Source organism: Solwaraspora sp. WMMB335, assembly GCF_049179075.1.
GTDB lineage: Bacteria > Actinomycetota > Actinomycetes > Mycobacteriales > Micromonosporaceae > Micromonospora_E.
The window spans coordinates 6,992,607-7,015,447 of sequence record NZ_JBMHMF010000001.1 but is presented as its reverse complement, the minus strand read 5'-3'; the positions used below and the strand labels follow the sequence as shown (position 1 = coordinate 7,015,447).

The 22,841-nt window shown below is 73.6% G+C and carries 17 protein-coding genes and 1 pseudogene; 6 read left to right on the top strand and 12 right to left on the bottom strand.

The genetic code is table 11. From position 1 onward, the window contains the following. Positions 1 to 44: 44 nt before the first annotated feature. The 3 genes and pseudogenes from ACN27F_RS30240 to ACN27F_RS30230 form a co-directional block, all read right to left on the bottom strand. Positions 45 to 368 (bottom strand): annotated as a pseudogene (locus ACN27F_RS30240) (sodium:proton antiporter); the annotation flags it as partial. Next, the gene (mbhE, locus tag ACN27F_RS30235; RefSeq protein WP_421438873.1) at positions 365 to 3,157 is read right to left on the bottom strand and encodes a hydrogen gas-evolving membrane-bound hydrogenase subunit E; all 2,793 of its coding nucleotides are present in this window, start codon (positions 3,155 to 3,157) and stop codon (positions 365 to 367) included. The gene mbhE and the pseudogene ACN27F_RS30240, both read right to left, overlap by 4 nt. Further along, positions 3,154 to 3,390 carry a hypothetical protein gene (locus ACN27F_RS30230; protein ID WP_421438872.1) on the bottom strand — a complete coding sequence of 79 codons (237 nt, stop codon included), beginning with the start codon at positions 3,388 to 3,390 and terminating at the stop codon, positions 3,154 to 3,156. Before ACN27F_RS30230 ends, mbhE begins: the two co-directional genes overlap by 4 nt. Before the next feature lie 400 nt (positions 3,391 to 3,790). Here ACN27F_RS30230 and ACN27F_RS30225 point away from each other — a divergent pair, with 400 nt between their 5' ends. Genes ACN27F_RS30225 through ACN27F_RS30215 form a run of 3 tightly spaced genes read left to right on the top strand, consistent with a single transcriptional unit; the run spans position 3,791 to position 8,647 of the window. Continuing rightward, positions 3,791 to 4,858, top strand: a complete 1,068-nt coding sequence (locus ACN27F_RS30225; RefSeq protein ID WP_421438871.1) for an AAA family ATPase — start codon at positions 3,791 to 3,793, stop codon at positions 4,856 to 4,858. 4 nt (positions 4,859 to 4,862) lie between these two features. Next, the gene (locus ACN27F_RS30220) at positions 4,863 to 6,161 is read left to right on the top strand and encodes a DUF58 domain-containing protein (protein ID WP_421438870.1); all 1,299 of its coding nucleotides are present in this window, start codon (positions 4,863 to 4,865) and stop codon (positions 6,159 to 6,161) included. Continuing rightward, entirely contained in the window at positions 6,158 to 8,647 is a 2,490-nt protein-coding gene (locus tag ACN27F_RS30215; protein WP_421438869.1) for a transglutaminase TgpA family protein, read from the top strand. Before ACN27F_RS30220 ends, ACN27F_RS30215 begins: the two co-directional genes overlap by 4 nt. A 224-nt stretch (positions 8,648 to 8,871) precedes the next feature. Here ACN27F_RS30215 and ACN27F_RS30210 read toward each other — a convergent pair whose 3' ends face one another. The 3 genes from ACN27F_RS30210 to ACN27F_RS30200 form a co-directional block, all read right to left on the bottom strand. Then, a complete protein-coding gene (locus tag ACN27F_RS30210; RefSeq protein WP_421438868.1) occupies positions 8,872 to 9,258 on the bottom strand; it encodes a DUF3040 domain-containing protein in 387 nt (128 codons plus the stop codon). Positions 9,259 to 9,515: 257 nt separating this feature from the next. Further along, a complete protein-coding gene (locus tag ACN27F_RS30205; protein WP_421438867.1) occupies positions 9,516 to 10,763 on the bottom strand; it encodes an alkaline phosphatase family protein in 1,248 nt (415 codons plus the stop codon). Positions 10,764 to 10,803: 40 nt separating this feature from the next. Beyond that, on the bottom strand, positions 10,804 to 11,553 hold the full coding sequence (locus ACN27F_RS30200; RefSeq protein WP_421438866.1) for a methyltransferase domain-containing protein: 750 nt from the start codon (positions 11,551 to 11,553) through the stop codon (positions 10,804 to 10,806). Between the two features lie 199 nt (positions 11,554 to 11,752). Between ACN27F_RS30200 and ACN27F_RS30195 the strand changes: the two genes are divergently transcribed. The 3 genes from ACN27F_RS30195 to ACN27F_RS30185 are packed head-to-tail and all read left to right on the top strand — an operon-like array spanning position 11,753 to position 13,775. Beyond that, positions 11,753 to 12,409 (top strand): hypothetical protein, encoded by a 657-nt coding sequence (locus ACN27F_RS30195; protein ID WP_421438865.1) that lies wholly within the window; start codon positions 11,753 to 11,755, stop codon positions 12,407 to 12,409. Positions 12,410 to 12,459: 50 nt separating this feature from the next. Beyond that, a complete protein-coding gene (locus ACN27F_RS30190; RefSeq protein WP_421438864.1) occupies positions 12,460 to 12,792 on the top strand; it encodes a PadR family transcriptional regulator in 333 nt (110 codons plus the stop codon). After that, positions 12,789 to 13,775: an HAAS signaling domain-containing protein gene (locus tag ACN27F_RS30185; RefSeq protein WP_421438863.1), complete on the top strand. Its 987-nt coding sequence runs from the start codon at positions 12,789 to 12,791 to the stop codon at positions 13,773 to 13,775. Before ACN27F_RS30190 ends, ACN27F_RS30185 begins: the two co-directional genes overlap by 4 nt. An 18-nt stretch (positions 13,776 to 13,793) precedes the next feature. Here the strand turns inward: ACN27F_RS30185 and ACN27F_RS30180 are convergent, their stop codons facing one another. The 6 genes from ACN27F_RS30180 to ACN27F_RS30155 form a co-directional block, all read right to left on the bottom strand. Further along, positions 13,794 to 17,228 carry an error-prone DNA polymerase gene (locus tag ACN27F_RS30180; protein WP_421438862.1) on the bottom strand — a complete coding sequence of 1,145 codons (3,435 nt, stop codon included), beginning with the start codon at positions 17,226 to 17,228 and terminating at the stop codon, positions 13,794 to 13,796. A 42-nt stretch (positions 17,229 to 17,270) separates the two neighbouring features. After that, positions 17,271 to 18,881, bottom strand: a complete 1,611-nt coding sequence (locus ACN27F_RS30175) for a DNA polymerase Y family protein (RefSeq protein ID WP_421438861.1) — start codon at positions 18,879 to 18,881, stop codon at positions 17,271 to 17,273. Then, positions 18,878 to 19,681: a hypothetical protein gene (locus ACN27F_RS30170; RefSeq protein ID WP_421438860.1), complete on the bottom strand. Its 804-nt coding sequence runs from the start codon at positions 19,679 to 19,681 to the stop codon at positions 18,878 to 18,880. Before ACN27F_RS30170 ends, ACN27F_RS30175 begins: the two co-directional genes overlap by 4 nt. Before the next feature lie 188 nt (positions 19,682 to 19,869). After that, complete coding sequence (locus ACN27F_RS30165; RefSeq protein WP_421440545.1) at positions 19,870 to 20,319, bottom strand: SAV_6107 family HEPN domain-containing protein; 450 nt, start codon at positions 20,317 to 20,319, stop codon at positions 19,870 to 19,872. 474 nt (positions 20,320 to 20,793) lie between these two features. Beyond that, the gene (locus ACN27F_RS30160) at positions 20,794 to 21,411 is read right to left on the bottom strand and encodes a C39 family peptidase (protein WP_421438859.1); all 618 of its coding nucleotides are present in this window, start codon (positions 21,409 to 21,411) and stop codon (positions 20,794 to 20,796) included. Between the two features lie 440 nt (positions 21,412 to 21,851). Next, entirely contained in the window at positions 21,852 to 22,784 is a 933-nt protein-coding gene (locus tag ACN27F_RS30155; RefSeq protein ID WP_421438858.1) for a hypothetical protein, read from the bottom strand. Positions 22,785 to 22,841: the final 57 nt, after the last annotated feature.

The following is a 22,841-nucleotide window of genomic DNA, read 5'->3' as shown; positions in this document are numbered from 1 at the left end:
GGTCCGGCCGGCTCACCCGGCCGGGTCGGGTCGATCCGCCCGGTCGGATCGCCGTCACCGAGTTCGGGATCGGCGCGGCGCGCGTCCACCTGGTCGGCGACCGCGAGTGCGAACAGATAGATGGTGATACCGAAGGTGATCACGATCGCGGTGAGGGCGAACGCCTGCGGCAGCGGGTCCGCGGTGGACGCCGGATCGCCCGCGCCGAGTGGTGGTCGTCGCCGCCACAGACCGCCGGTGGCCAGCAGCAGGACATTGACCGCGTGACCGAGCAGCACGAATCCGATCACCACCCGCAACAGCCCACGCTGCAGAATCAGGTAGACGCCGGCCGCGGTGAGCAGTCCGACCAGCAACGCGGCGGTCATCCGGCCGGTACCTCCGCCCCGGTTTCCGACTGCGGCACCGGGCCGGGCGCCGCCGGCCGTGGTACGGGCTCACCGAGCCGGTCCACCGCCGCCGAGATCAGGCCGAGGACCATCAGGTAGATGCCGGCGTCGAACGCGGTGACCGGCGACAGCGAGAACCCGAGCAGCGACACCGACGGCGTGTGCCACGGGGTCAGGAACGGTTCACCGAGCGCGAGCGCGGACGACCCGACGGCGAGGCAGAGCAACAGCCCGGTGGCCAGCAGCGGCCGGGGGCGCAGTCGGCCGAGCAGCGGCGGCCGGCGGCCGGCGTACGCCAATTGCCCGAGGCCCAGCGCGACGCCCGCCACCAGTGCCGCGGCGAACCCACCACCGGGTTCGTCGTGCCCGCGCAGGAACAGGTACGCCGAGAGCGCCAGCATCACCGGGGCAAGCAGCCGGTACGCGAACCGGAGCACCGGATCGGGCGCGACCGGACGCGCCGGACCAGGCTCTCCCGGGCGCGGCCGAGCACCGGCGCGGAACAGGCCGATCAGTCCGAGCGCCACGGCCACCAGCACCGTCGCCTCGCCGAGGGTGTCGAAGGCCCGGAACTCGACCAGGATCACGTTGACCACGTTGCTGCCTCCGGTCACCGGTTCCGCGTTGCCCACGAAGTATCCGTCCAGAGGGGACAGATCCCGGCGGCCGGTGAGCCCGGCGGTCGCCGCCACCGCGACCAGCCCTGCGGCGACCGCGAGACCAGCGGTGAAGACGCTGGCCGGCTGGCGCCCGGCGGCCGGCAACCGGGCCGGCAGTCGGCGCAGCACCAGCATCGCGACGACCGCCGTCAGCACCTCCACCAGCAGCAGGGTCAAGGCCACGTCCGGTGCTCCGGCCAGCAGGAACCAGGTCGCCATCACCAGGCCGGTCAACCCCAGCAGGGCGATCGCGGCCAGCGCCGAGCGGGCCAGCACGATGCCGGCGAGCGCCGCAGCCACCAGCACCAGCACCGGCCAGTCGGCGCGGCCGGCCGGCGCGCCCGGCCAGGGCGGCAGACCCCGCAGGGCGTACGCCGCGCCCGCGCCGAGCACCACCAGCATCAGCACCGGCCGGAACAGATGGGCCGCCGGCGAGTTGTACCGGGCCGGCTGCCCGACCAGATGGCCGAGCCGCAGCAGCGCCGCGTGGCCGTGGTCGAACGCGACCGCGCCCGGCGGCGGCAGTCGTACCGCCTGCACCAGTCGGCCCAGTCGGGCCCGCGCGGCGAACAACGCCAGCCCGACCAGCACGGTGAGCGTCGACAGCCCGAGGGCCGGGGTGAAGCCGTGCCAGAAGGCCACGTCCGGCGAATGGCCGCCGGGCGAGGCGTCGTGGGTGGCCCGGTCGATCAGCGGGCCGAGCACCGCCACCGCCGGCCCGAGCACCAGGCTCAGCACCGCGGCGACCGCCGCCGGGGCCAGGAACGGCCACGCCGGCTCGTACAGGTCGGGCTGACGGATCTCCCCGGCGAAGGTCTCGTGCACGATCCGGGCGCCGTACACGAAGGTGAGCACCGACGCGGAGACGGCGAGTATCTCGGCGGCGGGGCTCAGCCACGGACCCACCCCGGTCTTGATCAGTGCCTCGAAGATCGCCTCCTTGCTGACGAAGCCGAGCAGCGGCGGCAGCCCCGCCATCGACATCGCGGCCAGGCCGGTCAACGTGGCGGTCACCGGCATGACCCGGCGCAGGCCGGACAGTTGACGGATGTCCCGGCTGCCGGCCTCCCGGTCGATGATGCCGACCAGCATGAACAGGGTTGCCTTGAACAGCGCGTGCGCCACCGTGTGCAGGATGGCGGCGGCCAGCGCGGCCGGCGTGCCGACCCCGATCACTCCGACCAGCAGACCGAGTTGACTGACCGTGGAGTAGGCCAGCATCGCCTTGAGGTCGTGCTGGCGCAGCGCCAGGAAGGCACCGAGCAGCGCGGTGCCCAACCCGACGAGGACCAGCGCGATGGTCCACGCCGCCTGCGCGGCGTAGATCGGTGAGAACCGGATCAGCAGGTATATCCCGGCTTTGACCATGGTGGCCGCGTGCAGGTAGGCGCTGACCGGGGTGATCGCGACCATCGCGCTGGGCAGCCAGAAGTGGAACGGGAACTGCGCGGACTTGGTGAAGGCGGCGACCACCAGCAAACCGCCGACCGTCCAGGCCGCCCCCGGCGTGGCGAGCAGCCGGTCCGGGTACGCGAGAATCGTGGTCAGGTCGGCCGTGTCCAGGGTCACGATGAGCACCACCACCGCGGCGAGCAGGGCCAACCCGCCGAACGCCGTCACCAGCAGGGCCCGGGTGGCGGGCCGGGCCGCCGCCGGACCGGCCAACCCGATCAGGAAGAACGAGCAGACCGTGGTCAGCTCCCAGAACACGAACAACAGGAGCAGGTCTGCGGCGAGGACCACCCCCAGCATCGCCACGGTGAACAGCGTCAGCAGCGTATAGAGGCCGGCGTACGGCCGGTCGGCGCTCAGGTAGCGGGGGCAGTACATCATGATCAACGCGCCGACACCGAGAACGAGCAGGCCGAACACCATCGACAGGCCGTCCATCCGCAGCGCGAACGCGATGTCCAGCGACGGCAGCCAGGGAAAGGACACGGCGACCACCCGGTCGTCGAGCACCACCGGCAGCCGGGTGGCGAGCAGGGCGCAGCCGGCGAGGTAACCGGCGGCGAGCGGATACCCGGCGGCGCGTCCGAGCAGGCGGGTCAGCACCGGTACGGCCGCGGCCAGCGCCGTGAGTAGGACCAGGACCGCGACCAGCGTCAACGGGCACCGTCCGGAGCGGGGTTCGTGGGAGCCAGCAGTACCGGCCGGGTGGCGGCGTGTACCGCCTCGTCCGCGACGCTGCCGAGCAGCACGTCGGCGGAGCTGTCCAGCCCGACCAGCGCCCGGGGCCCGTCCCGGCCGCGACACCGGCGGTGGATGAACACCGCTACCGCGCTGGCCCCGGACAGTGCCCGGGCCACGACGACGACCGCAACGTAGCCAGCCGTGGACATCCAGCTCCTTCCCACCGCAGGTCAGGCCGGTTACCCACAGATCGGCCGGTCATGCCGGGCCGAGATCCACCACCGTGGTGTCCGGCACCGCACGCCGATGCCGGCCGCACCCGCCGATACCGGCCGGCCGGCCGGTTGAACCGTCGCGCCCGGCCGTACGTATCCCGACTGGGGCGGAGCCGGGCGGGCCGCGAGCGCGTCCAACGGGAGAAGCCACGACGTCGGCACGGCGTCGGCCGTGGGAAAGCCACGGCGACCGCAGGTCGTCCTCGGAGAGAAAGATGGTTAGCCTGAGAGGACGTATGGGGGACTCTGCGGCGGTGGCGAAGGTTCCCATGCGACTGACGGCGGGTGGCCGGACGGGCCGGCACACCAACGCCGTACGACGAGGAGGAGGGTCGTGACCGAAGACACCTGGGACGATCTGGGTGCCCCGCTGACCCCTGACGAGTTCCGTGCCGTCACCGATGCGATCGTGGCCAACATCGAGCAGGTCATCGCGGGCAAGACCGCCACCGTGCGGCTGGCGCTGGCGGTCCTGCTCGCCGAGGGACACCTGCTGATCGAGGACGTTCCCGGCGTCGGCAAGACCAAACTCGCCAAGTCCCTGGCCAGATCGATCGACTGCTCCGTACGCCGGATCCAGTTCACGCCCGACCTGCTGCCCAGCGACGTGACCGGAGTCAGCGTCTACAACCAGGACAACCACGACTTCGAGTTCAAACCGGGCGCGGTCTTCGCCAACCTGGTCGTCGGCGACGAGATCAACCGCGCCTCGCCGAAGACCCAGGCCGCGCTGCTGGAGTGCATGGAGGAACGGCAGGTCACCGTCGACGGCACCACCTATGAGCTGCGCACCCCGTTCATGGTGATCGCCACGCAGAACCCGATCGAGATGGAGGGCACCTACCCGCTGCCGGAGGCGCAGCGGGACCGGTTCACCGCCCGGATCGCGATGGGTTATCCGGACCCCGGGGCCGAGTTGGCGATGCTCGACGGGCACGGCGCGGTGGACCCGATCCACCAGTTGCGACCGGTCTCCGACGCGGCCGGCGTCCGGCAGCTGATCGCCACCGTGCGCGAGGTCCACGTCGCCGATCCGGTCAAGCAGTACGCGGTGGACCTGGTGACCGCCACCCGGGAGGCCCCGGAGCTGCGCCTCGGCGCCAGTCCCCGGTCCACTCTGCAGTTGCTGCGCACCGCCCGCGCGGTCGCCGCGCTGGAGGGACGCGACTACGTGCTTCCGGACGACCTGCAGGTGCTCGCGGTGCCGGTGCTGGCCCACCGGCTCATCACGACCGCGGACGCGCAGCTGGCCCGACGTACCACGGACGCGATCATCGCCGAGCTGGTGCACCGGCTGCCCCTGCCGCACGAGCGGCAACGCCCGGCCGCGCCGACGTACGACGGCCGGCAGCTGCGCCCGGACGCCATGGCAGCGGTCCCGTTCGACCCACGGGGACGCTGAGCCGATGCGCGAGGCGCTACGCGGCCTGACCACGCGCGGCCGGTCGTTCCTGGCCGCGGGTCTGGCGGCGGTGGTCTCGGCGCTGGTCCTCGGCGAGAAGGATCTCCTGCGGGTCGCCATCCTGCTGGCCGTGCTGCCGCTGCTGGCCGCCCTCTACGTCGGACGCAGCCGGTACAAGCTCGCCGGCACCCGGTCACTGGAGCCGCACCGGGTGCCGGTCGGCGCGAACGCCCGGGTGGTGCTGCGGCTGCAGAACATGTCCCGGTTGCCGACCGGCACGTTGCTGCTGGAGGACCGGTTGCCGTACGCGCTGGGCAGCCGCCCCCGGGTGGTGCTGGAGAAACTCGGCGCGCAGCAGGCCAGCTCGGTGGCGTACACGGTGCGCGCGGACGTGCGCGGGCGTTACGAGGTGGGTCCGCTGGTGGTGCGACTGACCGACCCGTTCGGGCTGTGCGAGCTGACCAGGGCGTTCCCCAGCGTCGACCAGCTCACGGTGATCCCGCAGGTCGCCGCGCTGCCGACGGTACGGCTGGCCGGTGAGTACGCCGGCTCCGGCGACAGTCGGGCCCGCTCGGTCGCGGTGCACGGCGAGGACGACTCGGCGACCCGCGAGTACCGCCGCGGCGACGACCTGCGCCGGGTGCACTGGAAGTCGACCGCCCGCACCGGCGAGCTGATGGTGCGCCGCGAGGAGCAGCCGTGGGAGAGCCGGGCCACGGTGGTGCTCGACACCCGGGCGTACGCCCACCGCGGTGACGGTCCGACGGCCAGCTTCGAGTGGGCGGTGTCGGCCGCGGCGAGCACCGCGATGCACTTTCGCGCCAACGGCTACCGGGTGCGGCTGGTCACCGACACCGGCATCGACATCGACGCCACCGAGGCCGACGGCGCCGGGCTGCTGCTGGACCGCCTCGCCGATGTCACCGCCAGCCAGCGCAGCGACATCGCCACCCTGGTCGAGCAGGTGCGCCGCCGCTCGGACAGTTCCCTGGTGGTCGCCCTGCTCGGCGCGTTGACCGGGTCGGAGGCCGAGTTGCTGGCCGGACTGCGCGGCAACCGGTCGACCTGTGTCGGACTGCTGATCGACACCTCCACCTGGATGAATCTCAGCCAGACGGAGCGGGCCGAGGCCGATCACGCGCACGGCGCCGCCGCGCTGTCGCTGCTGCAGAGCGGCTGGCGGGTGATCGGCGTCAACCACGGTGACCAACTGCCGTCGCTGTGGCCGCAGATGGCCCGGGGCTCGCAGGGCTTCGCCTGGCGGGCCGCGCTGGCGGAGACGGTGGCCGGAGGAGTGAAATGAGCGCCCGCAGGCACCTGGGATTCGTCGCGGCCGCCGCGACGCTGATGGCGGCGGCACCGATGGCCACCATCTTCGACAGCTGGACCTGGCTGGTGCAGTGCGCGATCACGGTCGTGCTGATCGGTGGCGTCGGGACGCTGGTCCGCACTCTGCGCGCGCCCGGCTGGCTGCACCCGGTGGCCATGACCGCCGCGCTGGTGCTCGCCCTGACCTGGTTGTTCCCCAGTGGGAACGAACTGTTCGCGGTGCTGCCCTCGCCAGCCACGATCAGCCACTTCGGCGGGCTGCTGGCCCAGTCGGCGCGGGACGTGCACGCGTACGGCGTGCCGGTGCCCGACGGCGACCCGCTGCTGTTCATCACCGTGCTGGGCATCGGGGCGGTCGCCATCGTCGTCGACGTGCTGACGGTGACGCTGCGCAGGCCGGCCCTGGCCGGCCTGCCGATGCTGGCGATCTACTCGATCCCGGTGGCGATCTACATCGACAGTGTCCCGGCGGTGCCGTTCGTCGTGGGCGCGGCCGGCTACCTGTGGCTGTTGATGGCCGACAACGTGGACCGGGTCCGCCGCTTCGGTCGCCGGTTCACCGGCGACGGTCGCGACGTGGACGTGTGGGAGCCGTCACCGCTGGCCGCCGCCGGCCGCCGACTCGCGGTGGCCGGCGTGGTGGTGGCGGTGCTGGTCCCGGTGGCGATCCCCGGCATGACGTCCGGTCTGCTGACCAATCTGAGCGGCAGTGGGGTCGGCGGCAACGGGCTGGGCACCGGGCCGGGCCAGGTGAACCTGTTCGCCGCGCTCAGCGGGCAGCTCACCCAGAGCGAGGTGACCGAGATGGTGCGGGTCGCCACGGACGACCCGACACCGGCGTACCTGCGCATCGGCACCGCCGACGAGGTCAGCGAGAGCGGGTTCGACAGCCGACCACCGCGGGGACGGCCGGCGTCGGCGCGGTCGCTGCCCGATCCGCGCGAGGATCCCGACATCCGCCGTACCGGGGTCACCCATCAGGCGTTCCAGGCCACCGTCGAGATCAGCGACGACTTCAACATGGCGTTGCTGCCGACGTACGCCGTACCGGTGCAGATGCGTGACATCGACGGTTCGTGGGCGTACGACGCCACCGCCCAGATCGTCTTCTCCGGCCGGTCCCGGGCTGGTGGCCTGGCCTACGGTTTCGAGTACGTGCGTTCCTCGTACACGGTCGGGGCGCTGCGCCGGGCCCAGCCGCTGGCACCCGACGACGAGATCCGTCAACGGTTCACCCCGGTCCCGCAGGTTGCGCAGGTCGACGCGCTGGTCGCCGAGCTGATCGCGGGAGCACGCACCGACTACGACCGGGTCCGCGCGGTCTACGACTACTTCTCCCGGGACAACGGCTTCACCTACAGCCTGTCCACCGAGGGCGGCACGGCGGGCCAGGACATCGTCAACTTCCTGGAGAACAAGGTCGGTTTCTGCCAGCAGTACGCGGCGGCGATGGCGTGGCTGGTGCGCGCCGCGGACGTCCCCGCCCGGGTCGCGTTCGGATTCACCAACGGGTCCCGCCGGGCCGAGGGCCGGTACGTGCTGACCAACCTGAACCTGCACGCCTGGACCGAGGTCTACTTCGACGGGCTGGGCTGGGTGCCGTTCGACGCGACCCCGGCGGCGAGCGTGCCCGGATCGGTCCGGTCCGAGTGGGCACCGGACGTGGACGCGCCGCAGCAGACCGCGCCGACGGCCGGGCCGTCGGCGGCACCCGGCGCGGCTCCCTCGGCCGGGCCGTTGCCGGAGTCGTTGCCCGGCAACCTCGACGAGGGTGACCTGGGACTCGACGGGACGGCCGGCGCCCCGAGCGGTCCTCGATGGCCGTTGTGGGTGCTGGTCGCGGCCGCGGTGCTGGCGGTGCTGCTGGCGCTGCCGGCGGCGCGCCGGGCCACGGTGCGGCGGCGCCGGCTGGCCAGGACACTGGCGACTACGGCTACGGCTACGGACCGCACCGGTGACGGCGACGCGGAGGAACCGGCTGCCGGCGCCTCCCCCGTGGTCGTGGTCACCGGGGCCGACGCCGACGCGGCCCGGGCACATGCCCACGCCGCGTGGAGCGAGTTGATCGACACGATGGTCGACCTGCGGGTGCCGGTCGACCGTTCGGAGACGCCACGGGCGACCGCACAGCGGCTCGCCGCCGTCGATTCGGTGCGCGACACCGCGGCCGACGCGGTCCGGCTGCTCGGCCAGGCGGAGGAGCGGGCCCGCTACGCCCGTCAGCCAGTCGAGGGCGGACCGCTGGTCGAGGCGCTGCGCCGCACCCGGAATGCGCTGGCCGCCGGGGCGACCCGCCGGACCCGGTTGATGGCGCGGCTGCTGCCGCCATCGGTACTACTGCGCTGGCGTGGCCAGGTCGTGGAGGCGTACGGCCAGGTGTTCGCCGTCGTCGGGCGCTGGCGCGACGGCGTGGTGCGGTTCAGCCCACGCCGGCTGCTGGCCAGCCGGCTCGGCCGTTGACCAGAGGCATCGGCCGGAATCTGGAACCCCGGGCCGGCAGCGGGAAACCGAACAGCACCGGATTGGCGAAAGCCCGGCGCGACACACAGCGGGGCGGGCATAATCGCCCACGTGCGAAACGGTCGATCGGCATCTGACGACGCATCTGGGAACGGGGTCGCGCAGCCGGGCACGGTGCAGCCGCCCGGCTGCGTTCACCAGGCGGTTGAGGCCCGCTGGCTAGGTCAGCGGTGCCCTTCCGGGCGCTGGCGCCAGCGCTCCTCCAGCCGGTCGATCAATGATGACCGTCGTCCGCTGCGGGTCCTCCGGCGCGCGGTACCGCCGACCGCCCGCAGATCGGGCGAGTTCGACTTGCGCTGGGACTGCATGGCGAACGCCGCGGCACCGAGCATGACCACGAAACCGGCCACGCCGAGCAGCGGCACTTTGCTCACTGTGCCGTAAACGACCAGGGCAAGGCCAACGATGATCACACCGGCAGCGACGAGCAGGCGACGCCGCGCGTGGAAACGCGGGTCGCTGGCGCGCACGGCCGAGGCGAATTTGGGGTCCTCGGCAAGCGACCGCTCGATCTGCTCGAACAGCCGCTGCTCGTGCTCCGAGAGCGGCACGGCACTCCTCCCCGGTCACGTTGGTCGGCCCGGTCGGACCGACAGACCGTGGCAGCCAACCGGCTGCTTACCCGCAAGTCTACGAGGGGGGTCGCGGGTCGGAAAGCCGGACGACCGTCCGCCCAGGTTGATTTTCGGCCCAGCGGACGTCACCACCTGGTAACCAGAATAGCCGCCCCCTTCAAGATCCCCGTGATCTCGCGGCCGTCACCGGGCATATCAGACAAAGTCCCGCCTGCCACGCCGCCGGGCCGAAACTAGGCCGCGGTGGCGAGCAGCAACGGGATGGCCAGTTCCACCTCGGTGATTCCGCCGTGGTAGCCGACAAGCGTCGATCCGATCGGATCGGTCTGCGACGCCACCACGACGAACCGGTCGCGGCACACCGCCACCACGTCACCGATCCGCTCCCGGTGCCCGGCCGGCACCGGGCCGAACAGGCCCGATTCGATCAGCTCGGCACGCTCCACCACCCAGGCCGCCGGGCCGAGAACCGCCTGCCAGGCGGCGATGACGTCGGTGACCGCACCGGGGACGGTGTGCAGGTAGCGGACCCGTGGCTCGCCGGCGACCAGCCGTACGCCGGCCCGCAGGCGGGGGTCGGCGTCCAGGTCGAACCGGTACTCCGGGCCGGCCGGCACGTTCAACTGGCCATGGTCGGCGGTGACCAGCAACGCGGCGTCGGCCGGCAGCCCGGTCACCACCTGACCGAGCAGCCGGTCCAACCGCGCGGCCGTCTCCTGCCAGGGCGGCGATTCCACCCCGCACTGGTGACCCTGCCGGTCCAGATCGGCGAAGTACCCCGATACCAGGACCGGTCCGTCGGCAGCGGTGAGCGCGGCGAGCAGTTCGGCGGCAAGCTGGTCCGCATCGGAGGCACCCCGGTAGGCACCACCTCGGTAGGCGGCGAGGGTCAACCCGGTGCCGGCGAACTCGGGCCGGCTGACCACGGTCACCGTCACCCCGGCGGCGGTGGCCCGCTCCAACTGGGTGGGCAGCGGTTGCCAGCGCAGCGGGTCCGGGTCGCCGTACCAGTCGATGTGGTTGAGCACCCGGTCGGTGCCGGGTACGGCGACCCGGAAGCCGAGCACGCCGTGCGCCCCGGGCGCCGCGCCGGTGCCCAGGCTGACCACGCTGGTCGGGGTGGTGGACGGGAAACCGGTGGTCAGCCGCCGGGCCGACGGCTGGGCCGCCAACCGCGCCAGGGTCGGGGCGTGTGCCCCGGCGGCGGGCAACTGGTGCCAACCGAGCCCATCGACCAGCAGCACCACGACCCGGCGTACCCCGGGCAACGCCGCACGCAGCCCGAGCACGTCGACCGCGCCGGGCACGCCCAGCACCGCGAGCGCGCCGGGTAGCACGTCGGCCAGGCTGGCGGAGCCGTACTCCGGCCAAGCGGTGCGCAGCAGCTCCGGGTCCGCCGGCACCACCGGAATGTCCGCCGGCAGCTTCCTCGGCTCCGCCGGGCGTCCACCCGGCAGGTCACGGTCGTCATTGCCGTTCATGACGGCCTCGCGCTCGCGACAGCCCCGCCGCACAGCTGCCTCATGACCGCGCACGCCGGGCGAACAGGTGCAGTTGGGTGGCCAGATCCCGGTACGGCGGGTGGGCGGCGGCGGACAGCTCCAGGTCGAGGACGGCCTGCGGGTCGGCCTCGGCGACCGCCGCCGGCAGCAGGTCGGCCAGCACCCGTACCCCGTGGATCTGCTCGACCTGCAGCCCGGCGGCGGTGAGCAGGTCGACGGCACTGTCCGCGTCATAGCGGCGGCGCAGCGTGTCCCGACTGCCCGCCGTGCCGTGCGGGTCGGCCAGCAGCGCGGCGGCGAGGTCCAGATGCCCGTTGATCGCCCGGGCGAGGACCGCGGCGGCCCGACCGGCGACCAGGACGCTGGCCGCCCCACCGGGGCGCAGCACCGTGGCCAGCGCCCGGACCACCTGTGCGGGGTCGTCGACGACCTCCAGCACCGCGTGGCAGAGCACCAGGTCGGCGCTGGCCGGGGCGACCAGGTCGGCGAGCGCGTCACCGTCGCCCTGCACCGCGTCGATACGCTCGGCGACACCTGCCTCGGCCGCCCGGCGGGTCAACGCGGCCAGCGCGTCGGGGCTGGCGTCGACCACGGTCACCTGGTGCCCGGCCTCGGCCAGCGGCACCGCGAACCCGCCGGTGCCGCCCCCGACGTCGACGACGGTCAACCGGTGGTCGCGGTGCCGGTCCAATTCGTGGCGCAGCACCGACCAGACGGCGGCGGTTCGCGGCCCGGCCGTCGGGCCGCTGGGGATGTGTGTTCGCTCCACTCGCGCGAGCCTATCGGCCCGGTCCGGCCGGGTCCGGTCAGGTGCGGCCACAGCCGGGCCAGGTGCGGCTGCCTCTGGCTGGGCGGCACGAAAACGGGATTCGCCGGGTGTGACCGTCTTCTTACCGTGACAGCGGCACCCGGCGCCGCCAGCCGGGCGGTTCCCGGCCGAAGACACCGGGTGCTCCGGAGGAGACATCATGCGAACGCTCGGCGTACGAATCGTTCTGACCAGCGTCTACGCGGTCACCGCGATCGGCCTGGCCGGCTGCGGCGCGGGCGGGGAGCCCGAGGGCGGGGCGGGCGGCACGTCAGCCGGTCCGAGTGGCATCGGCGGCCTGGGCAGCGCCCCGACCCGGCCGGATGCGGACGACACCACGACCGGTGGCTCCGGGCCGGACGGCGACTCCGGCGCGGGGTCGGGCGCGCCCGGCGGCACCGGCGACAGCGACGGTGGCAACAGCAGCGGTGGCAACAGCAGCGGTGGCGACAGCAGCGACCACGGCGGGGCCACCGGCGGTCAGCCCGCGGGCCCACGGATCGTCTCGTTCACGGTCACCGGTCAGCCGTCCTGCCCGGCCGGCACGACCATCGCGCCGATCGACGGCACGCCGGTCACCCTGGCCTGGCAGGTGAACGGGCAGCCGACCGTCACCCTCTCCGTCGACGGGCCCGGGGTCTACCAGAGCTACCAGGGTCCGCAGGGCAGCGAAACCCTGGCCTTTCCCTGCGACGGTGCCCCGGGGACCTACCAGAAGCACACCTATCTGCTGACGGCGACCGAGCACGGCGCCAGCACGCAGCAGACGATCACCGTACAGGCGAAGATCAACGAGATCGCGGTGGTGGAGCAGTAGGCGTATTACGCGATTGACGGTAGCTCGGATTGCGCAGTAGTCTGCTGTCCGTGGACACCACCCAGCTTCTCAAAGGAGTGCTCGACCTAGCCGTCCTCGCGGTGCTGCAACGCGAGGACGGCTACGGGTACGACATCCTGCGCCGGTTGCGCGCCGCCGGGCTGGACGAGGTCGGTGACGCCTCGGTCTACGGCACCCTGCGGCGGCTGTTCCAGGCCGGGCTGCTGACCACCTACGTGGTCCCCTCCGAGGAAGGCCCGCACCGCAAGTACTACTCGCTCAACGCCGCCGGGCGCGACCAGCTGACCCGCTCCGGCAAGCTCTGGCGCAGCTTCGCGGCCACCATGGACAACCTGCTCGACGATCGGGGGGTGGCGGCGTGAACGCCGCGACGCGCACGGAGATCACGCGCTACGTCGAGCAGGTACGGGCCGCCCTGGCCGACCTGCCGGAGACGGTCCGCGACGAACTGCTCGAAGACCTGCCCGAGCACCTCGCCGAGGTGCTCGCCGAGGGCGAGGGCACGCTCGTCGAGCGGCTCGGCCAGCCGGCCGCGTACGCCGCCGAGCTGCGCTCCAGCGCGGCGCCGGACGCCCCGGCGGTGGCACCGGGTGTCGGCCACCGCGCCGCTGTCGCCTGGCAGGCCACCCGCGCCCGGCTGGGCCGGGTCGACCGCCGAGTCGGGCCGGTCATCGGCTACGGCACCGCCAGCGAGTTCCTGCGGTCGTTGCGACCCGCCTGGTGGGTACTGCGCGGTTACCTGGCGGCGATGGTCTTCACATACCTCACCACCGGCGGCCCGCCCGGATTGTTCCCCCGCCCCGGCGGCAGCCCGCCGATCGGGCTGCTGGTGCTCGGCACGGCAGTCGTCGGCTCCATCTGGCTCGGCCGCCGCCAGGCCCAGCTGAGTCGCTGGCCACGGCGGACGCTCGCCACGGCGACAGCCCTGATGGTGATCTTCGGCCTGGTCGCCGCGACCGACCTTGATGGCCGAGCACGGCGGAGCGTCCCAGGGCCGGTCTACTTCGACCACAACCCGTACTCCACCATCCAGGACATATACGTCTACGACAGCCAGGGCCGGCTCGTCGAGGGCGCCCGGCTGTTCGATGAGCACGGCCAGCCGATCTGGCTCGGCTACCCGCACTGGTGCGACGAGAACGGCGTCATCGATGTCTTCGAGCCCAGTCCGCAGTACGTCTATCCGTTCTGCCCGGACCGAGCGCCGTTCCGGCTACCTGGCAGCGCCAGCGCCAGCCCGGGTTCCGACGCCAGCGCGGCGCCCGATCCGACCGCGCCAGGGGCGGTCATCGTGCCGAGCGACGTACCGCTGACCCCGCTGACCCCGACTCCGGCACCGAGCTAGGGCTCCCGCGGCGGCCGGTCAGCGGAAGTCCCGGGACGTCGGGCTGACCGGGGTGGTCACCGCGTCCAGCCGGTCGGCGACCAGGTTGAGCACCCCTTCGGCCTTCTCCAGCCGGCCCCGCACCAGCAGCGCGGCGCTGGACCGGGCCACCGTCCGGTAGCGCTGCCACAACCCGGGTGAGCAGGTGACGTTGAGCATCCCGGTCTCGTCCTCCAGGTTCACGAAGGTCACCCCGCCGGCGGTCGCCGGACGCTGCCGGTGGGTGACGATGCCGCCGACCCGGATCCGGGTGCCGGCGTCGATCCGACCCAGCTCGACGATCGGCACCGCCCCGGCGGCGGCCAGCCGGTCCCGGACGAAGCGCACCGGGTGGGTGTCCGGCGACAGCCCGGTGGCCCACACGTCGGCCATCAGCGCGTCGACCTCGTCCAGGCCGGGCAGGGTCGGCGCGGCGACCCCGGCGGTCGACGCGACCCCGGGCAGCCGGTCGGGGCGTTCCTGGGCGGCGGCGCCGGCCGCCCACAGCGCCTGCCGGCGGGTCAGCCCGAAACAGGCGAACGCGTCGGCGGTGGCCAGCCCCTCCAGCTGGGCGGCGGTCAACCCGACCCGGCGGGCCAGGTCCGGCAGGTCCCGGTACGGCCCGTGCGCGGCCCGCTCGGCCTCGATCCGCTGCGCCAGGTCGTCACCGATGCCGCGCACCGCCGACAGGCCGAGTCGCACCTGCGGGCCACCGATCCCCCAGCGGTGCGGCGGCTCCCCCGGTGCGCCGCCCCACCGGGTGCGGGCGTCGACGACCAGGGTCGCCGCCGCGCCGCTGGCGTTGACGTCCGGCCGGTGCACCCGTACCCCGTGCCGGCGGGCGTCGTCGACCAGGGTCTGCGGCGAGTAGAACCCCATCGGCTGGGCATTGAGCAGCGCGGCCAGCAACGGCGCCGGGTGGTAGCGCTTGAGCCAGGCGCTGGCGTACACCAGGTAGGCGAAGCTCATCGCGTGGCTCTCCGGGAAGCCGAAGCTGGCGAACGCGGACAGCTTCAGGTAGATGTCGTCGGCCAGCTCACCGGTGATGCCCCGGTGCGCCATCCCGGCGTACAGCCGGTCGCGGATCGCGGCCATCCGAGACGCCGACCGTTTCGACCCCATCGCCCGGCGCAGCTGGTCGGCGCCGGCGGCGTCGAAGCCGGCCAGGTCGATCGCCAGCTGCATCAGCTGCTCCTGGAACAGCGGTACGCCGAGGGTCTTCTCCAGCGCGTTGCGCATCAGCGGATGCGGATAGGTCACCGGGTCCTGCCCGTTGCGACGGCGGATGTACGGGTGCACCGAGCCGCCCTGGATCGGGCCGGGCCGGATCAACGCCACCTCGACCACCAGGTCGTAGAAGCAGGTCGGTTTCAGCCGGGGCAGGGTGGCCATCTGCGCCCGGCTCTCCACCTGGAACACCCCGACCGAGTCGGCCCGGCACAGCATCGCGTACACCTCGGGGTCGTCCAACGACATGGCGCTCAGGTCGAGCTCGGAGCCGATCAGGTCGTGCGCGTCGTGCAGCGCGGTCAGCATGCCCAGCCCGAGCAGGTCGAACTTGACCAGGCCGACGCTGGCGCAGTCGTCCTTGTCCCACTGCAGCACGGTGCGCCCCGGCATCCGGGCCCACTCCACCGGGCAGACCTCGATCACCGGCCGGTCGCAGATCACCATCCCGCCGGAGTGGATGCCCAGGTGCCGGGGGAAGGTCTGCAGCTCGTCGGCGTACGCCACCACGTGCGCCGGGATGTCCTCGCCGGCCGCCGCGACCGCGCCGTAGTGGTCGATCTGCTTGCTCCAGGCGTCCTGCTGGCCGGGTGAGAACCCGAACGCGCGGGCCACGTCGCGCACCGCCGACCGGGGCCGGTACGAGATCACGTTGGCCACCTGGGCGGTGTGTTCCCGGCCGTAGCGGCGGTAGACGTACTGGATGACCTCCTCGCGGCGGCCGGACTCGATGTCGACGTCGATGTCGGGCGGGCCGTCGCGTTCCGGGGCGAGGAAGCGTTCGAACAGCAGCTGGTGGCGGACCGCGTCGACGTTGGTGATCCGCAGCGCGTAGCAGACCGCCGAGTTGGCCGCCGACCCCCGGCCCTGGCAGTAGATGTCGGCTTCGCGGCAGAATGCCACGATGTCGTGCACGACCAGGAAGTAGCCGGGGAAGTCGAGCTTTTCGATCATGTCGAGCTCGTGGTCGAGCTGCCGGTACGCCTCCGGGTGGGCCTCGCGCGGGCCGTACCGCTCCAGCGCCCCCCGCCAGGTCAGCTCCCGCAGCCAGCTCATCTCGGTGTGCCCGGCCGGCACCGGGTGGTCCGGCAGCCGGGGCGCGACCAGGTGCAGGTCGAAGGCGAGCTCGGCGCCGTAGCCGGCGGCCCGGGCCACCGCGCCCGGGTAGCCGGCGAACCGGGCCGCCATCTCGGCGCCGGAGCGCAGGTGGGCGGTGCCGGCGGCGGGCAGCCAGCCGTCGACGTCGTCCAGGCCGCGCCGGGCCCGGACCGCGGCCACGATGGTGGCCAGCCGGTGCCGCGCCGGTGCGGCGTAGTGCACGTTGCCGCTGGCCACGGTCGGCAGCCGCCGGGTGCGGGCCAGCGCGTCGAGGGCGTCGTTGCGGTCGCCGTCGTCCGGATGCCCGTGGTCGGTCAGCTCGACCGCCACGCCGTCCGCGCCGAACAGCGCCACCAGCCGGTCCAGCTGCGCGTCGGCGGCGGCCACCCCGCCGGTCCGCAGTGCCGCCGGCACGGTCCCCTTGCGGCAGCCGGTCAGCACGAGTACGTGGTCGCGCAGCTCGGCGGCGACCTGCTCCAGGGTGCCGTAGTCGGGTCGGCCCTTCTCGCCGCCGCGCAGCTGCGCACGCGAGATGGTGCGGGCCAGCCGGGCGTACCCGGCCGGGCCACGGGCCAGCGCCAGCAGATGCCGTCCGGCCGGATCCGGCTCCCCGGTGCGCGGCACCGCCCGCCCACCTGCCGCGTCCACGGCGCCGAGGGGCAGTTCGGCACCGAGGGACAGTTCGGCGCCGAGGGTCAGCTCGGCGCCGAACACGGTCGGCAGCCCGTACGCGGCGGCCGCCTCGGCGAAGCGGACCACCCCGTAGAAGCCGTCGTGGTCGGTGACGGCCAGCGCGTCCAGCCCCAGCCGGACCGCCTCCTCGACGAGCTCCTCCGGGTGGCTGGCCCCGTCGAGGAAGCTGAAGTTGCTGTGACAGTGCAGTTCGGCGTACGGCGTGACCGGCCCGCCCCCGGCGGTGACCGGCGGTGGCGTGTACGGTGCCCGCTTGCGGGTCCAGCCCGGCGCGTCGCCGCCGTCGCCGTCCACGGCCAACGGGTCGACCACCACCGGTCGGTCGGCCCGCGGAGCGGGCCGCTGCGGCCGGTCCGACCGGCCGGACAGCGTGCGTTCCAGCTCGGACCAGGGCATGTCCGGGTTGTGGAAGCTCACCGCCGTCCCCCGGATCGTCCGCTGGTCATGGCCGGCCGACCGCTAGTCATAGATGGCCTCCACCACCCAACGCCCGTCGGCGCGGGCGACCAGCAGGGCGCTGCCGTCGGCGAGCGCGACCTGGAACCGGGCCCGCCGTCGGGCCTCGGCCGGGGCCCACCAGCGTTCGTCGATCGGCCACGGGCCGGCCCAGCCGGTGACGTCGACCGGGGCGGCGGTGCCGACGGCGAGCCGGGCCGGGGCGGCGCTGAGCACCAGTCGCGCGCTGACGGTGACCGGCTGGCCGGTGGCGTCGTAGACCTCGGCCGGCAGCGGGGCGGGCAGCACGATCGCCGGTGCCGGCGGGGGCAGCTGGCCGGGCCACGGCGGCAGGCTGGGCCGGGCCGGTGCCCGTTCGTCGCCCCACGGCACCAGCCGGATCTGGTCGACCGGGGACCGGCCGCCGCCGAGCACGGCGGTGACCACCGCGTCCGGGCCGAGCAGTCCCTGCACCCGGGTCAGTGCCCGGCGGGCGCGGGCACCCTCCTCACCGGTCTCCCCCCACAGGCCGGGTTGCAGGGCGGCCTGGGCGAGCACCCCGTCGGGGACGAGCCGCAGCCGGATGATCCCGGCGGTGGGGGCGGCCGGCGGGACCGTACCGCCGGCGCCCGGTCGCCGGGCGGCGGCGCCGGTGAGCCAGCCGTCGAGCTGCCAGCGCAGCCGGTCGGCGATCGCGGCGGCGGTGAGGATGCCGTCGTGCCGCCAGGTGCGGTGCAGTTCCTGGCCGTGCGCGGTGACCGCTTCGATGCCGACCCGGGTGCAGGCCAGGCCGTACCCGCCGAGCCGGTCGTGCAGCTGTTCGGCGAGGGCACGGGCGGCGAACGCGGCCACGTCGACCCGGTCGATCGGCTCGTCGTAGTCGGCGGTGACGGCCAGTTCGGGGGGTGGCTGGCGGGGGGTGAACGGATGCTCGTCGCGTCCGGCGGCCAGCCGGTGCGCCAGCGCCGCGTCGGGGCCGAACCGGGCGAGCACGTCGCGGGCGGGCAGCCCGGCGAAGTCGCCGAGGGTACGCAGGCCGAGCCGGCGCAGCAGGTCGGCCAGGTCGGGCCGGCCCAGCACCCGCACCGGCAGGTCGGCGAGGAAGGCCGGGCTGGCACCGGGCGGGACGATCCGGCCGGTACGGGCGGCCAGCCCGGCGGCGTAGCACCCGTCCGCGACGCCGATCTGGCATTCGACCTCGCAGGCCTGCGCGACGTGTTCGACGATCTGTTCGGCGGCGGTTTCCTCACCGCCGAAGTAGCGGGCCGGGCCACGGGCGGCGACGGCGCACACCCCGGGCCGGAGCACTTCGACCCCGGCGACGATCTGTTCGACCGCGGCGACGACCGGCTCGAAGGCCCGGGCGTCCCGGGACAGGTCGTGGTCGACCACGGTCAGTCCGGGGCAGCGGCTCTGTGCCTCCCGCCGGCGCAACCCTGGGTGTACGCCGTCGGCGCGAGCGGCTTCGGAACAGGCGACCACCCGGTTGGCGTGCAGGACGGCCACCGGCCCGGTCGCCGCCACCCCGTCGACGATCTCGGCGGCGACCACCGGCCAGTCGGGGCACCAGACGACCAGCGCCCGGGTGGGCGGGCGGGGCAGGCCGGGCCGACCGGCCGGAGTGGTCGCGGTCATCCGCGCCGCACCAAGGTCAGCTCGGCACGGCGGGCCCGGCGCTGGCTGCCGCCGCCGGTCGCCGGCTGGACATCTGACGGCTGCCCGGCTGCCGGTTGGACAGCGGCCGGTTGGACAGCGGCCGGTTGGACAGCGGCCGGTGGCGGGCCGCCGGGCAGCCAGACCCGGATCTCCCGGGGTCGGGCCAGCGCCCCCCGGCCTCGGGCGGAGACGACCATCTCCCGGCGGCGTAGCCGTCCCCGCCCCTGGCCGAGCCCTTCCCATCGGCCCCGCACCACCTGCAGGGTGACGTCGGCGGCGTCCCACCGACCGCAGGGCACGAGCACGCAGCCGCGCTGCCGGGCCCGCGCGGCGAGCCGACCGGTCACCTGCGGCGCGACGGCGGCGGGTGCGGCGACGACCACGACGTCGACGCCGTCGATCAGCGCGGCCACCACCGCCGGCCAGTCCGGCCCGGGGTTGGGCACCAGCGCGAGCCGGTCCAGGGCGATGCCGAGTTCGGCGGCGGCGGCCGTGCCCAGCGCCGGCACCCCGACCACGGCGCACCACAGGCCGGAGCGGGAGGCTCCGGCGAGCAGGGCGAGCAGCAGGGAGGTGGCGCCGAGCCGGGCGGATCGGCTGGGCAGGACGTTGACGGTGGAGCCCCGGCGCAGGCCACGGCCGGGCAGCAACCCGGTCAGCTCGCCCGGCACCGGCAGCACCCGGTCGACACCGGCCAGCTCCGGTGCGCTCGCCGGCTCCACCAGACCGGCGGCGACGGCGGCCAGCGCGGTCGCCCCAGCCACCATCCGCCCCGCCATCTGCCTCTCCCCCGATACGTTTCGTCAGCCGTGCCGTTGTCGGTGCCGTCCGGCGTCGACGACGTCCGCGCCGCTCCCCGTCCCGGAGTGACCCTGATGTGACCCTGGCCGGTCTTGAACACGGGCAGGGGCCGTCGTCGGCGTCACCCGCCGGACGGGGAGCGGGATCCCGTACGCGGACGCCGTCGTCAGGCGGCCAGACCGTCGAGGGTCGGTTGCGGGGCCAGCCCGAGGGTGCGCTCGATCAGGGAGACGAACTGCCCGGCGGCGCGCAGCAGATCGTCGGCTTCCCGGGCGGTGACCACCCGGGGTATGCCGGCTTCGGCGGCGGCCCGCTTGCCCGCCGCGGCGGCGAAGAAGGTGGCCCACTCGGTCAGCTCGGGGGCGACCATCATCAGCAGGGTCCAGGCGCTGGTCACCCGGTTTCGCCGGGTGGGCTCCGGCCGGGCGCGGGCGGCGAGCATCGCGGCGGCGGCGCGCAGCGCGGCCAGGTGGGCCGCCGCGTACCGCAGCCCGTCGGGGCGGGTGGCAGCCGCTTCGGTCAGCCCGTGCCGGGCGAGGGCGAGCAGCTGGGCCGGGGTGCGGTTCGGCAGCAGGTGTGCCGGCACGGTCGGTGCCGGGGCCGGGCTCGTCGCCATGGTCTTCTCCTCCGCGCGTTTCATCGCCGCCAGCGTCTGGATCGATGACCCGCCCACGGAGGAAGGCGTCGGGCGGGACGTCACCGGTGCGGATGCGGATGCTTCCCCACACCGCATCCGCACCGGCGATGCTGGCGGGGTCCGTTGCCCGCCGCCCGGGGGTCGAGGGCGGCGGACAACGGTCCTGCCTGTGGGTCTGGACCCGCGAATGTCCAGTGCCCGGGTGCGCGGCCCGCGGTGCCGCACTGCCGGGACTCGCGCCGCGAATCGCTCCTCCCGGCGGTCAGGACGGGTGTCGGCTCCGGTGCCGTTGCTGACCGGCGGACCCAACCAGCAGAGCTATCCGTTATCGAACATCCGTTCTAACCTCTACTTCACAGTACACCCTGCCACCGACAAAAATGCAACGTCAGGCACGCCGAACGCCGCTGGCCGGGTCCCGGCGGACGGGACCCGGCCAGCGGACCGGTCGACTCAGGCGGAGTAGCCGCGCGCGGCCACCCAGTCGGCCAGGGTGTCGAGGTCCATCCAGTACTCCTGGCCCTCGTAGAACGGGTCGGCGATCTTCACCGTGTCACCGCCGTCGCGGTAACCGACCACCGTCAGGTAGTGCCCACCCTCGTACGAGTGCGCCGCCCCGTCGACGTCGGTCGCCGTACCCATGATGTTGGCCACCACGGCCCGCTTGTCATCCACGGCCTCACGCACATCGGCCTTCAGCTTCGCCACGTGCTCCGGCTTGGCCGCGTTCTCGCCGATCGAGACGGTCTCGTACTCCGACTCCCCGGTCACCTCGTTGAGCACCCGGGTGGTCTCCTCGGCCGAGTCGGTGCCGGCCTCGGTGGTACCCAGCTTGTCGGCCACCTCGTCCTGCGACGGGGTGTGGCCCTGCGCGGTCAACGCGATCCGCGTCGCCGCCGGCCCGCAGTAGTAGAAGTTCGGCTGTGCCTCGTACTGCACTCGCAGCTCACGTGCGCCGTCGGCGCGGCCCGGCTCGGCGGCCTGCGCCGCGACCGCGGGACCGGCCACCGCACCACCGGCGGCCAGCAGACCTGCGGCGGACAGAACAGACTTACGGAAAATCGTGTTCATAGCAGAATCTCCGTTCCGAGGGGTACGGGATCCGCCGCACCGACCCGAGGACGGCGACGGACCCGCGAACGGGACAGACAAGACACGAAATCAGAAAAGACACCAGCGGACCTGGGCGACATCCCGCCTGGCTGGTCGGGGCGGTCTCACCGGCGCACCGGATACAACCACCGGCCACCCGCCGGCATTCCACCCGGCGCGGGCGCGGGCGCGGGGACGGGGACGGGCGAGCATGGGCGCGCTCGCCTACTCGGTCCGACGCCGGGATCCAACGCCGGCCGGCCGGCGGATGTTCCGCCGGGGCGACGTCCACCGCCCGGGCCGAGCCCCGAGTCCCGGCAGGTCACCGGGCCCCCGTAGGCACCGGACCCCGCAGGTGACCCGTGGGCTCCGCGTGGCACCTGAGTCCCATGCGTCACCTGACGCGCCCGGTCACCGGATCAGTCGCCGGGCTCCTTCCACAGCACGTACTCCATCTGCAGGGTGCCCTCCGGTTCGTCATCGGTGGGCAGCCGGTGGGCCAGTGTCCCGTACCGGCCGTCACTGGTCCGGATGCAGAACACCGGGACGACCCGCTGCCAACGGTTGCCGCTGAACATGCCCTCGACGACCTTCTCGTCGTTCCAGGCCGACTCCGGCAGCGCCGAGCAGCCACCGCGGGTCGGGGTCCCCTCGTCCCAGTCGGCGGCCAGTGCGCCGTTGCGCAGCGCGGCGCGGCCCCCGGTGAACATGTTGCGGACGCCGGCGAACTCGGGTTCCACCAGGTCCACCGCGGCGGCGAACTCCGGATCCTGATCCGGATCACCGAACCGGGCGGTGTCGAGGTCGTAGTACAGGTGGTCGGCGTCGAGGACGAACCGCCCACCGATGAAGACCGGCTCACCGTCGAGCGCATCGGTGATCACGATCGTGGAGTCGACCGCCGGGTCCGCCGTGATCGTGATCAGATTCTGTTCGATCTCGGCGACGAACCGCCCGTCCATGTCGATCCGCAGCTTGCGGGTAGTGTCGATCCGGAACACGCTCACCTGCTGCTCGCCCTCGATCGTCTGCTCGATCAGCAGGTAGGTGGCGTCCCGGTCCGCCGCCTGTTCACGCGCCACCTCCTCGGTGGCGTAGATGCCGACCTGCGCGATGACGTCGTACGGTGGCGGGAGCGTCACCGCCACCTCCTTGGCCACCTCGATGACGATCGGCATGATCGCCTCCTCGAAGGCGGCCATCCGCTCGTCGTCGCCGCATCCGGCGACCGTCAGCAGGGCGGCCAGGCCGGACAGGGCGGCGGCCAGCACCCGCACCGGCCGCGACCGCCGCCTGCGACCGGGCCCGCGCAGCCGTCCCACCGGGTGTGCCCCGCTCGATCGTCCGTCCACGCCGTCACCTCTCCGCCGCTCCGCCCGGTGCCCCGCCCGGTGCCCTTCACGATCATG

What these genes read in the sequence shown, in the direction of transcription:
- ACN27F_RS30230 (WP_421438872.1), bottom strand. Translation starts at nt 3,390, where the DNA reads ATGTCCACGGCTGGCTACGTTGCGGTCGTCGTCGTGGCCCGGGCACTG.
- ACN27F_RS30220 (WP_421438870.1), top strand. Translation starts at nt 4,863, where the DNA reads ATGCGCGAGGCGCTACGCGGCCTGACCACGCGCGGCCGGTCGTTCCTG.
- ACN27F_RS30215 (WP_421438869.1), top strand. Translation starts at nt 6,158, where the DNA reads ATGAGCGCCCGCAGGCACCTGGGATTCGTCGCGGCCGCCGCGACGCTG.
- ACN27F_RS30205 (WP_421438867.1), bottom strand. Translation starts at nt 10,763, where the DNA reads ATGAACGGCAATGACGACCGTGACCTGCCGGGTGGACGCCCGGCGGAG.
- ACN27F_RS30195 (WP_421438865.1), top strand. Translation starts at nt 11,753, where the DNA reads ATGCGAACGCTCGGCGTACGAATCGTTCTGACCAGCGTCTACGCGGTC.
- ACN27F_RS30175 (WP_421438861.1), bottom strand. Translation starts at nt 18,881, where the DNA reads ATGACCGCGACCACTCCGGCCGGTCGGCCCGGCCTGCCCCGCCCGCCC.
- ACN27F_RS30170 (WP_421438860.1), bottom strand. Translation starts at nt 19,681, where the DNA reads ATGGCGGGGCGGATGGTGGCTGGGGCGACCGCGCTGGCCGCCGTCGCC.
- ACN27F_RS30165 (WP_421440545.1), bottom strand. Translation starts at nt 20,319, where the DNA reads ATGGCGACGAGCCCGGCCCCGGCACCGACCGTGCCGGCACACCTGCTG.
- ACN27F_RS30160 (WP_421438859.1), bottom strand. Translation starts at nt 21,411, where the DNA reads ATGAACACGATTTTCCGTAAGTCTGTTCTGTCCGCCGCAGGTCTGCTG.